The organism is Bacillus sp. JJ1122, from assembly GCF_036964885.1.
GTDB lineage: Bacteria > Bacillota > Bacilli > Bacillales > Cytobacillaceae > Mesobacillus.
Genome location: NZ_JBALQL010000009.1, coordinates 70,547 through 82,820 on the forward strand (window position 1 = coordinate 70,547; position 12,274 = coordinate 82,820).

The following is a 12,274-nucleotide window of genomic DNA, read 5'->3' on the forward strand; positions in this document are numbered from 1 at the left end:
ACACTGAATAGCTTCCTCGAAACTGCCCACGCACGATGAAAATGCGCTAGCATTTTCGGAGGAGTCTACGCGCCTTCCACTACAATCAACAGGTTATAAAAATCAACATTCAACTATAACAGAGCCTATTTTTTTAAAGCATTCACTATGTAATCCAGTTCAACCTTTATGGTTGTTCCTTTTCCTACTGAGCTCTCAATCTTCATTGTTCCGTTGTGTTCCTGGATGATTTTATTGCTGATGGTTAGTCCCAGGCCGATTCCTTTATCTTTGGTGGTATAAAACGGCGTACCAAGATGGCGCAGTAATTCAGCTGCTATTCCGGGACCCTCATCTGAAATATGGACATGAACTTTTCCTGCCTCGTTTATGTTGATGTCAATGTGGATAATTCCACCGTTAGGCATCGATTCAATTGCGTTTTTTAGGAAATTTAAAAATACTTGCTTCAGCTGATGCGGGTTGCACAGCAGTTCAATCTTGGTTTGTGGATAATTTGTTATGATCTGCACGTTATGCATGATTGCCTGTGGATGGATGACATTAATCGTGCTGTCCACTATCGCACACAATTCACCTTTTACAAATTGAACAGCCTGTGGCTTTGCCAGCGACATAAATTCATTTACAATCATATCGATTCTATCCAATTCGTTCATGATGATCATTAAGTAATCTGACTGTTTTTGTTTATCTGTGCTCGTTTGCAATAACTTGGAAAAGCCTTTTAATGCGGTCAGCGGATTCCTGATTTCATGTGCTACTCCTGCAGCTAGTTGACCGGTAATCGACAGACGGTCCAAATTTCGAATGGCTGCATCATTTTTCACACGATCCGTAATATTCCTGCCGACACTTACAAAGGAATCAACTTCCTTTTTTTCATTGTAAATCGGAGAAATATTATATTCTGTATAAACAATGGAATTCTTATCAACTGTCCTGAATTTTTTCCTAAGCAGCTGCGGTTCACCCGTTTTCAGAATCTCTTCAATTTTCTCATCAAGTATAGCCTCTTCTTCCGAACATAAAAATTCCTCTAGTTTTCTCCCAACAATCTTTTCAGGTGGAAGTCCAATGACTTTTTCATGTGACGGAGAGGCATAAACGATTTTTTTATCCTTTGTGAATACCTTAATCATATCACTTGTATTTTCAGTGATTAATTCATAGAGCTCTCGGGTTCTGTGCAATTCATTTTCCATCCTCACAATACTGGTAATATCACGATAAATGGCAATGATCGCGATAATTTCCCCTTTTTTGTTTCGAAAAGGAGAATAAGAGACTGCTATATCCAGCATTGATCCGTCTTTATGATACCGTTGAGTGATCATGTTGGCATATGTTTTGCCATTCTTGACATCATTTATAAGATCCCCAACAAAATCCGGATTCGAAAACTCATAAAATGTTTTTCCTATAAGGTCTTCCTCTGTATAGCCAAAAATTTCAGTATACATATGGTTGATCCTTACAAAGCGATTCTCCATATCGACAATAGCAAATCCGTCAGCCGTACAATTCAAAAATAAATCTAGCAGCTCATCCGGATTATAAATTGATTCGTCATCAGTTCCAAACAAAGGGAAACTATTACGCATAGAGATTTCTCCAAACTTTCATAAACTTTACAACTTCATTTTACAGAAAGTTGCGATTTATCAAAAGAAGTATTTTTTATCAAGTATATTATCGTTTGGTCCTGTTTTCATTAAGTTATACCGCCTACTAATAAAAAATCCCGGAATTCCGGGATTGATTTTACACATTCATATCTCTTTTTCTATAAAATATATAAGTTGCAGCTAAAAGGATGAGAATCAGCATGAATGATATAGCAAGATACACGAAATTGAAACTTCCGTCATTTAAAATATCCTTGGCATCGTAATATTTGAACGGTGTGAAATACTTCAACCCTTCCAGCTTTTCGTTCATATCGATTGCAATGGATAGGATAAAAAAGATGAGCAGGATTCCGGTCGATAAAGAATTGGCCTTTTTGGCATTTATTAAAATAGCTGCTACAGCCGTTCCAACGACCAGAAAGATCAACTGGAGGATGAACATGCCAATCATAAGCATCGTGATATCACCGGTTACGTTTTCTCCGTCTGCATATTTTTGCACCATTCCGATTGAGGTGGCTAACGTTACTAAATTAATGATGATGATATTCATCAAGGCAGCCGCCAATTTGGACGTCATCATTCGATTTCTGGAAATAGGTTTTACCAAAAGGAATTCAATTGTCTTGTCTCTTTCTTCCTTGGAAATAATATTGGCTCCCAGCATGGCTGCGTGGATGGCTGCCATAACAGCCAGGTACAAAAAAAGGACGCCGTAATAGCCAATTGGCGAAGACAAATCAAATGACCCAATCCCCATAATGGCCTGCAGCGATTTTGGCATATCGGCCATCAGTGCATTCATTGATTGTCCTGAGCTGCCGAGACTTGCATATTTCCCCATACCCGAAGCAACCATGAAAATGACGCCGATGCTCCAGATGATCAACGATTTCCGATTAGCTTTCATTTCCATTTTGAAAATATTCATAGCATTACCTCCTCTCTAGACGGAATGGACATCTTTTTTCACGTACATATAATAGGCAGCTGCAATGGCGGTGATGAAAAAAACAACTGCGACGATGATAAATGAAGTTTCATAGGCCATATTTTTCACGATAAATGCCGAATCAAAGTAATTGAAGGGTGTTAAATATCTTAAACCCTTATCTTCAGCAGTTGAGCTAATCATTCCCAGCATGAAAAATCCAAACACAGTGCCAAGCGAGACTGTGATCACAGATTTAATTCGCGGGAAGACAACGGACACAAGGATTCCCAGCGCAAGGAACATCATCTGGATGAAAAATAATGTGATTGAAACCAGCAGCAGTGCATTTCTGCTAAAATCATTGCCGGCAACCATTGAAGCAATTATTGTTGCTGCCGCTGTAAAAACAATATTTGTTGCCACTAAAGAAACCAATGCTGCCAGAAGCTTTGAAGTCACAATCTGTTTCCGTGTAACCGGCTTTGTCAGCAGGAAATCGGCTGTTTTCTCCCTTGTTTCCTTGGACAAAATGGAGGTTCCGAGATTCATAGCCTGAATAGCTCCCGCAAGCTTGATGTATAAAAATGCGTACGAAAAGAATCCAAGCATGGTTGCGATACTGTCTACTGATAGGCCGATTGCTTTCCTTAACTCAACGGGAAAGCCTTCGAGCAGCTGTTTGAATTCCTCTGCATCTTTTGAAAAGGAGGGGAACATTGAAAGAAACAGAGCGACTAAAGCCACCAGTGAGATAGACCAAACAATGGTGGATTTCCGGTAAGCCTTCAATTCATGAAGGAACATATTCATGGTTTTAGGCCTCCTTTTCGTAATAATGCATGAAAATCTCTTCTAGGTCTGGTTCTTCTACCCATAGGTTCTCAATCTCAATTTCTGCGACTTTTTTCATGATGGAGTTAATATTGCCCCTGAATAAAAAGCTGATGGTATTGCCATCCTGCTCAAGCTGATTAACGCCTTCAACTTTGAAATGCTCTTTTCCCATGTGTAAACTTGTTTCTACTTTGAATTTCTTATACGTATTTTCTTTCAGCGTGCTGATCTTCTCAACCGTCACAATCCTGCCGTCCTTGATGATCGCCACCCTGTCGCACAGCCTCTGAACCTCGCTTAAAATATGGGAGGAGAATAAAATGGTTGCACCCTTCTTATTTTCTTTTTCAAGCAGTTCAAAGAACTTTTGCTGCATGAGCGGATCAAGACCGCTGGTTGGTTCATCGAGGATAATCAGCTTCGGTTCGTGCAGAAGCCCCTGGACAATGCCGACCTTCTTTTTGTTTCCGAGGGAGAGGTCATCAATTTTCTTGGTGAGGTCAAGCTCCATGATTTCTGCCAGTTCCTTGATCCGATTGGTGCAATCCTTTTTATAAAAGCTTGCTGAATATTTAAGGAGATCTAGGACCTTCATATTGTCATAGTAAAAAACCTCGGAAGGCAGATAGCCAATTTCCTTCTTAATCTCAGGTGCTGCGGTGATGATATCCTTGCCGAAAATCGTTGCACTGCCGCTTGTCGGGTAGATCAGCGACAACAAGGTTCTGATCGTCGTTGATTTCCCCGCACCATTTGGCCCGATGAATCCGAATATTTCTCCTTCCTCTACATTGAAACTGACATCCTCAATCCCCCTGGCCTTGCCGTACATTTTGGTCAGTTTTTTAATCTCGATTACATTCATGCCAGACCCTCCCTTAATTATCTATAAATAAGGTAAATCTATTTATTGCTTATAAAACGACTTCTTCAGCATCTCAATATACACTTCTGCCTCTTTAAAGGCTTCATCGAAATCATGTGGACCTTTATTGAGTTGTTTTGTTTTTTTAAGCTCCTGATTGCTGAAGCCTTCTAAAGTCCACATGATGATATTGATTGTTCTCGGAATGTCCGTTCCATCATGGAATTTGCCCAGATCAATATTATCGAATAACCTCGCGTAGCTCGCATGCATCAGGTCTGTATTCGTGCTGGCCAGCTCATTCTTGACTTCTTCAGCGGTTTCCATCGAGGCTGAAATCATAAAATCGAAAACCTCCGGGTATTTGATCATCATCCTGCTTTTAGAAATCATCAAATTTTTCAGCCTTTCAAAAATATCCCGCTCACTGAAATCCATTTCATTGAAGAAATCCTCCGTCAGTACCCTGACAAAGTGGTTATATAAAAAAATGTACAATTCTTTTTTATTGTTGAAGTAATGAAATAACAGGCCTTTTGATATTCCCGCGGCTTTGACCATTTCATTGGTGGATGCATTATCATACCCCTTTTGGGCGAACTCCTTGAGAACAGCGTTCAGGATCCGTTCTTGCTTTTCTTTATTTAAACTAAAAAATTTTGAAGACATCATGCCCTCCTTAGCATCATATTGACCAAACTGGTCAAATATATTCTATTCCTAATTGACCAATATGGTCAATGATATTTATATTCTATTTTTCGACATAGAAAAAGCTGCCTCAACGAAGGATAAGACAGCCTGATTGTTACTATATTTTTCGAATGATGGCCCTAACCGGACTTCCATCTGCATCCCCCAGCGGCAGAGGTAACGCAGCAAGTTCATATCCACCTGGTTCAATCTGATCAAGCACCAGCCCCTCAAGGATATGGATGCCATGGCGGTTAAGCTCATGATGGGCACTAAGTTCCTTGCTGTCCAACGGATCGACGGATGGCAAATCTAACCCGAGAAGCTGCACACCATGCTCTGCTAGATATGCCGCTAATTCTGGCTCGATATGAGGAATGGATTCAGGGAAAACTGTTTTATCGTTCCAGGAATCTGTTTTAATTAACAAACGCTTTACTCCCTGTAACGGAACATCCTGCACATCCTTTATGCCGATACTTGGCGGCTGCTGCAACTGAATGACCTTCGCCTCTCCGATATATAGATTGAAATCAAGTTCGATGACTTTTTTTCCATTGCTATCAAAATGGAACGGAGCATCAATATGAGTTCCGGTATGGGTACTCATCGTTACCTGGCCAACATTCACAGAGCCACTTTCCTCCATGCTCCAGCTAACTTCATAATGAAAAGGGGTATCACCAGGCCAAACAGGAATTTTATTGTTCAAAATTTGTGAAATATCAATCCATGATCCCATTAGGTTTCCTTCTTTCTAATAGTCTCTTAATTTTTATTTTTGGCTGTATTCGCATTCCATATAGTTTGAGAGTAATAAGTACGATTAGAGCTACCGAAAAGAGCGAGAGATGCTCCAAAATATACTTTTAAATCTTACAGCTTTGTCCTTAAGCTCCAAAGCTCAGGGAAGAATCTATGGTCCACGACCTTTTTCAGATAGGATACTCCCGCAGAACCGCCTGTTCCCATTTTGTGGCCGATGATTCTTTCCACGGTGCTCATATGGTTAAAACGCCATAGCTGCTGCTGGCAGCCGATATCAACCAGTTTCTCAGCCAGTTCATATAAATCCCAATATTGGTCCACATTACGATATACAGTCAGCCACGCTTCCTCGACACTGGCATTTGGTTCGTATGGTGCGGACCAGTCCCTATTGAGCGCTTCCTCATCAATTGGAAGACCACGCATAGCAAGTGCGCTTATGGCCGCATCATAAATGCTGCGTTCATGGAGCGCATTTTCCATTTGTTTGAACAGTTCTCCGTCATGCTTATATACCGATAACACATGCGCATTCTTTTGTCCTAATGCGAATTCAATCATGCGGTTCTGGTATGACTGGAATCCCGAAGAGTGCCCAAGCTTGTCGCGGAATTCCATGTATTCAGACGGTGTCAAAGTAGATAATACACTCCATGATTGAATCAATTGCTGCTGGATCCTTGACACCCTCGAAAGCATCTTGAAGGATGGCTCCAAATCATTCTTCCGGATGCATTCAATCGCTGCACTTACCTCGTGTAAAATCAGCTTCATCCACAGCTCACTAGCCTGATGGATGATAATGAACAGCATTTCGTCATGGTGATCCGACAAACGCTGCTGGCTCGACAGAATTTTATCCAGCTGCAAATAGCTGCCATAAGACATCTCTTTTTCAAAGTCCGTATGAATCTTCTCTTTTTCAAGTTCTGATTTTTGTTGTTCCTTCATCAATTGACCCCTCCCAATTAAATCACTACTTTTCACTACGTGGTGGATGTTTCAGTTTATTTTTAGAATGAATCCGCTTACATTATTTTCAGTTTAGTCAAGTTCCAACAAGTGGACCGATCTTCAAATACATAGGATAAGGAATGACTTAGACCACTCTTGGCAACTAGAGAAATCGTAACAAGAACGAATGCTATCGTCAATATAAGGTCTATAATACTAAAAGAATATTAACGATTGATACAAAAGAAAAAACAGCCTCGGTTTTAGTTTCGGAGGCTGTTTTTACAGGGTTGCAAATGTATTTACAGGCAATTTTGGTTAATGTTAAATTTTACGCGAAACGGTAGTAGATTAATAAAAATGCTGCTAGCACAAAAATGAAGTTCAAGAAAACGAAAATGAATTGATCTGTTTTTGTCTTGTGCATTTTAATTGGCGGGTTATAGAAGGAAACTCCTTCGATGATAAAGATAATCAGGACAATATGGACCATAAAATGGCCAATGATTTCAGTGAATCCAAAAAGCATTGTTGTTAGGATGAAAATGGTTGTTACGACAAAGCCAAGAACCCTGTTTAGAATCCCTACGACTAGCAGATAACCTACGACGAATTCTACAAAGGCAGCCATTACGATAAAAGCAGCAGGCTCAAATCCAAAGGTAGGCACACCATGATTTGCGACAATATCGAGAGACATCGTTGGATATACCCACTTTTCAACCGCTACCCAGCATAAGGAAAGCCCAGTTCCTAAATATAAGAATGGAAAACCAACCTTCTCGAGCTTCGTATTGCCGACGAGCAATACACCGATGATTGCTACGTAAAAGCCATAATCAAGCATGTGGAAAATTCCTTGATGCATTGTCACATTTGTAAACAAGAACAATAATATCGCAGCACCGATTTTTGTAGCAATATGGTGCGGAATCGCGAGGAATCCAATTGTCATCCAGATAAGAATCGTCATCCATGTTGTTTCCACATGGAATTCTGGCGCAAATAATGTTCCGTTTGATATTTGGATCAATAATGCAGCAGCTGTACCATACTTCAGTAAGTATCTTGAGTACTTTCTGAAACTGGAAAAGAAATCATCCATTTTTTTTATGAGTGGCCACTCTGCCGTTTTTGGGATGATTAATGTAAGTACAGCAAGAACAACGGCGGCCACTAAAGCAAGCCCCATGAATAATGGGGACATGATGTTTACAATTGTTTCCTTATGAGGGGTAACCTCCGTAAACCATTTAACGTGAGCTTGTGTATAAAAAGGTGTTAAGATTAAACCTAATCCTAGAATAATTTGAAATAATTTTTTCATGATTGCTCCTCCTTGAAAATATAAACACTATCGATATAGTAATAATACAATGTACCTAGATGATTTAGATGATGAAGATTTGAACATTATGTGAATAAATTCACATTGAAGAGAGTGATTAACGCTAATGTGGCTGGTTTCTTTTTGGGCCAGCCTATTGACGATATTAGTTAACATGTTTCACATTTTCGGGCATCAATAGTTTTATTGGTTACCAATCCCTCACTCGCTTACTCTTTTTGGCACAAGGGTCTTAATTGGTTACCGGTTTAGCAAGCTTTTTTCTTCTTCAAAAGAGTAATGTTATCAAGAGTTTCTGCTTTATCTCCCATACCAATCATCTCCGCATTATGCTTTTTTAATTTCATTTTTGTGGGTATATTGATAGGGAAGGTCCATGTACTAAGATAGGACGGTGAATATTCTAATTGAGGCGTATATTCAATTTAATGGTGATCGGCATAATTGTTTATTTTGCCTGGCCATTTTTATCAAATAATAATGATATTCAAAACGTGGATGATCTGAAGACTGAATTAAATACTTTGAAAGAGAAACCTGAGCTATGGATGGCACTTGATGAAATCAATAGAGGGATCAATCAGTTTTTTGTGAAGCTGGATGAGAAAAAGGAAGAGCTCACCGGTGATGAACAAAATGTATTCCCAAAAGTGAAAAAACCAGATTTGACTGCACCTGAAGAGCAAACCTTCTCTATACACAATGTTGAAATATCGGAGTCAAAATCAGAGGCAGAGAAACAGTTAGGTACTCCGAAACGGATTTCTGTTAATGAATACGGAACCCAGTGGCATGCGTATCATGAAAACTTCCAGAACTTTATCATGGTTTCTTACGGAAAGGATGGCAATGTTAACGGACTCTTCACAAACCAGGACTTAATCGCTTCTAAAACCGGAGTTAAGTTTGGCAGCACGAAAGAAACAGTTAGGAAGGCATTCGGAGAACCGCTGACAGAAATTCGCAAGGGTTTAGTTTTTTACCAATTCCAGAAGGATCAAGATTATGATGTTTATCAGGTTGATGGAAGTTATGTCACGATATTTTATGATAAACACAAAAATAATACGGTGACAGCGGTCCAGATTATCAGCGAGCAATTGGAGAAAAGCAAGGCAGGCTTTTACACGGAAGCTACAGCTCCTCTTAAGGAAGGATTCGAGTATCAGTTGTTTGACCTTACCAATGCCGCAAGGGTCAAAAATGGCCTGGGGGTTCTTTCCTGGGATGATAAGGTGAAGGAAACTGCCCGGAAACATAGTCTGGATATGGCAGAGAATAAGTATTTTAGCCACACGAACCTTCAAGGAGAATCACCCTTTGACCGAATGGCTGAGGATCATATCACGTTTTCCGTTGCCGGTGAAAATCTCGCTTACGGTCAATTCAGCAGTATTTTCGCTCATGAAGGCCTGATGAATTCATTGGGGCATCGAGAGAATATCTTGAAGCCCGATTTTGAACTTTTAGGGATCGGTGTGGCATTCGGGCCAAAATATGAGCCCTACTTCACCGAGAATTTTTATACAAAAAGAATGTAGAAAGCCGCTTGATTTTCATCAAGCGGCCTTCTTTATGAATTTATTTTACACGAGGGAAGCCGAAGCCAGATGCATAGTCATCGCCAGCAGCTGCTCCCGTACCTCCTAAAATGTCATTTGCTTTTGCACGGTTTTGAAGCTCTGAGCGAAGCTGAACATTGCTCATGTTCGGATTAGCTGCCCAAATCTTCGCTGCCAGGCCAGAGATATGAGGAGTAGCCATGGATGTTCCGCTGATGGTATTGTACGAACCATCATACCATGTAGATTCGATTGCTCTTCCTGGAGCAGACAATTCCACATCGCGTTCCTGGATGACATAGTCGCCATCTGTTGCCGGATTTCCGCGAGACGAGAAGTCAGCCACACGGTATGTACCGTTTTGTTGAACATCTTCAAGGGCTGCGACAGCTACTGCATTCACAAGTGCTCCAGGATAGCCGATTGTATTGCTGTTAGGGCCGCTGTTTCCGGCTGCTGCTACCACTAGTACTCCTTTGCCATAAGCATAATCTACTGCACTGGAAATCAATGAATCCTTGCTGCTTGAACCTAGAGACATTGAAATGACGACCTTTGACCCTGTGCGAGATGCTTCATCAGCTGCATGCTCGATAGCTCCGGCAATATCATCAGAATAGCCTGATCCTCTGTCGTTAAGCACTTTGTATGCCCATAGTTTTGCTTCCGGAGCAACACCATAAATGCCCTGACCGGTGGTTCCGCCGTGTGCCAATACCGTTCCGGCAACATGAGTACCATGGCCATTTTTATCAGAGCAAGAATTGTTAACGAGTGGAGATTTTCTTTGAGTAAAGTCCTTACACTGCTCGGCACTTCCAGCCAGATCAGCGTGGTTCGTAAAGGCGCCTGTATCAAGTACCGCTACCTTGATGCCATTTCCGCCGGAAGTCGATTGTAAATTACTGTCATTATAGATTGCTTCCATTCCCCAAGGTGTCCGATCTGATGGTACAGCTTGAGCTGTGACATCTCCGCCAGGCTTCGCATCAAGCTGGACTTCAGGAACCTGTTCAATCTTTAGATTTTTGTTCTTCAAAAGTGCCTGGTATTGCTTTGCATTAACAGTTGTTGTGAAACCACTTTTCCCAAAGTCCCATCTCGCTCCATATTGATCCTTTGCCTTGGATTTTTCCGCTGCTGGACCTTGGATCCAAACCCGGTAGGAATCCTGAGCATCAGGTTCCTGGCCGAATACCCCTGCCGTGAACATTGATAATCCCATTGACATGCTTAATAGTGCGGCTCCAAAAACTTTCCTCTTCTTCATCCAACCACTCCTCTGCATTATATGGTTTTGCAAGTTCTACTAGGCTGCCTCTAAATTATATTTTTAATATTCAGATAACATCAATATGCTAAACTATTCATTTTTAAGTCTTTCGAATCAGGTGTATAGGCACAATCCTGAAATTGTCTCATGTTGAATAGCCCATTTTAAAAATTTCCCAATTCCAAAAGCACTATAAAAGGCGACCAATTATCAATTGGCCACCTTTTTAATATATATTTACTAGTTTTAAATGATCATTTTTTTGGTAATTGTCTGTTTTAAATTACAGCGAGTTTGATACCAATGACTGAAAGCTTAGATAAACAACAGTAAACTGATGGCCATAACCGCCATCCCCGCAATCAATCCATAAATGGCAAGATGCGATTCATCATACCTTTTAGCTGCCGGAAGTAATTCATCGAGAGAAATGAACACCATGATCCCGGCAACTGCTGCAAAAATCACTCCAAACATGATGTCATTCAAGAACGGCATTAAGAACAAATATGCGGCAAGCGCTCCGATTGGTTCTGATAACCCAGACAAGAATGATAGTTTAAAAGCTTTTTTCTTATCGCCTGTCGCGAAATAGACTGGCACAGATACAGCGATGCCCTCAGGTATATTATGAATGGCAATTGCAATCGCTATAGCTACACCTAACGCAGGATCCTGAATGGCCGAAGTGAAGGTTGCAATTCCTTCAGGAAAATTATGAATTCCAATCGCTAATGCTGTAAATGTACCCATTTTTAACAACGCTGTATCCTGAACCGCTTTTGCTGGCTTCTTCATATCCTCTACCGTTTTGAGTTCATGAGGATTACTCTGTTTAGGAATGAATTTATCAATTAGTGCAATTAATAGTATTCCTCCAAAGAAGCCACCCACGGTTGCCCAGTTTCCCAACTGCATGCCCATCGCATTAACAAGCGCATCTTTTGCTTTTACAAAAATTTCGATCATCGAGACATAGATCATTACCCCTGCTGAAAATCCAAGTGCGAGGGACAGGAATTTTGTATTTGTAGTCGAGGTAAAAAAGGCTAGTATACTCCCAATTCCTGTTGCAAGGCCTGCAAATAAAGTCAAACCAAATGCAAATAGAATTTCCTCGGTCATTTTATAACACTCCTTTACACAAGTTCTTTTTAAATATTTTAATTGCCCTCCTCCTAAAAAAGTTTTCCGAGGTCAACTTATTAGGTGTGACAAATCCTTTGTTTAAACAATATATGCTCTGGCTTTAAAAAGTTTCCTTAAGCAAACATTTTATACCACAGGAAACTTTTGATGCAAGAAAATTGATGAATGTTTTATTGGAAATTACTAACAAACCGATTTGAAGAAAATTTGAAGGACCATTCAACCCAGACTGCTTTTCTTGAATGGTCATTAGAACCGCTATT

11 protein-coding genes are annotated in these 12,274 nt (G+C 40.4%); 1 reads left to right on the top strand and 10 read right to left on the bottom strand.

The features are described from left to right. Window positions 1–125: 125 nt before the first annotated feature. The 8 genes from V7201_RS06685 to V7201_RS06720 form a co-directional block, all read right to left on the bottom strand. On the bottom strand, window positions 126–1,604 hold the full coding sequence (locus tag V7201_RS06685; RefSeq protein ID WP_335376015.1) for a PAS domain-containing sensor histidine kinase: 1,479 nt from the start codon (window positions 1,602–1,604) through the stop codon (window positions 126–128). Window positions 1,605–1,764: 160 nt separating this feature from the next. Beyond that, window positions 1,765–2,562, bottom strand: coding sequence for an ABC transporter permease subunit (locus V7201_RS06690; protein WP_335376016.1), 798 nt, complete (start codon window positions 2,560–2,562; stop codon window positions 1,765–1,767). A 15-nt stretch (window positions 2,563–2,577) separates the two neighbouring features. After that, window positions 2,578–3,375: an ABC transporter permease subunit gene (locus V7201_RS06695; protein ID WP_335376017.1), complete on the bottom strand. Its 798-nt coding sequence runs from the start codon at window positions 3,373–3,375 to the stop codon at window positions 2,578–2,580. A gap of 4 nt (window positions 3,376–3,379) precedes the next feature. After that, window positions 3,380–4,264, bottom strand: coding sequence for an ABC transporter ATP-binding protein (locus V7201_RS06700; RefSeq protein WP_335376018.1), 885 nt, complete (start codon window positions 4,262–4,264; stop codon window positions 3,380–3,382). A gap of 42 nt (window positions 4,265–4,306) precedes the next feature. Further along, a complete protein-coding gene (locus V7201_RS06705; protein ID WP_335376019.1) occupies window positions 4,307–4,933 on the bottom strand; it encodes a TetR/AcrR family transcriptional regulator in 627 nt (208 codons plus the stop codon). Window positions 4,934–5,075: 142 nt separating this feature from the next. Beyond that, window positions 5,076–5,699, bottom strand: a complete 624-nt coding sequence (kynB, locus tag V7201_RS06710; protein WP_335376020.1) for an arylformamidase — start codon at window positions 5,697–5,699, stop codon at window positions 5,076–5,078. A gap of 134 nt (window positions 5,700–5,833) precedes the next feature. Beyond that, entirely contained in the window at window positions 5,834–6,676 is an 843-nt protein-coding gene (gene kynA, locus V7201_RS06715; RefSeq protein WP_438825026.1) for a tryptophan 2,3-dioxygenase, read from the bottom strand. A 334-nt stretch (window positions 6,677–7,010) separates the two neighbouring features. After that, the gene (locus tag V7201_RS06720; protein ID WP_335376022.1) at window positions 7,011–8,006 is read right to left on the bottom strand and encodes a hypothetical protein; all 996 of its coding nucleotides are present in this window, start codon (window positions 8,004–8,006) and stop codon (window positions 7,011–7,013) included. 428 nt (window positions 8,007–8,434) lie between these two features. Between V7201_RS06720 and V7201_RS06725 the strand changes: the two genes are divergently transcribed. Next, complete coding sequence (locus V7201_RS06725; RefSeq protein WP_335376023.1) at window positions 8,435–9,568, top strand: CAP domain-containing protein; 1,134 nt, start codon at window positions 8,435–8,437, stop codon at window positions 9,566–9,568. A gap of 40 nt (window positions 9,569–9,608) precedes the next feature. Here the strand turns inward: V7201_RS06725 and V7201_RS06730 are convergent, their stop codons facing one another. Together V7201_RS06730 and zupT are read right to left on the bottom strand one after the other, a co-directional pair. Continuing rightward, window positions 9,609–10,859: a S8 family serine peptidase gene (locus tag V7201_RS06730; RefSeq protein WP_335376024.1), complete on the bottom strand. Its 1,251-nt coding sequence runs from the start codon at window positions 10,857–10,859 to the stop codon at window positions 9,609–9,611. Window positions 10,860–11,177: 318 nt separating this feature from the next. Further along, window positions 11,178–11,987 carry a zinc transporter ZupT gene (gene zupT / locus V7201_RS06735; protein WP_335376025.1) on the bottom strand — a complete coding sequence of 270 codons (810 nt, stop codon included), beginning with the start codon at window positions 11,985–11,987 and terminating at the stop codon, window positions 11,178–11,180. Window positions 11,988–12,274: the final 287 nt, after the last annotated feature.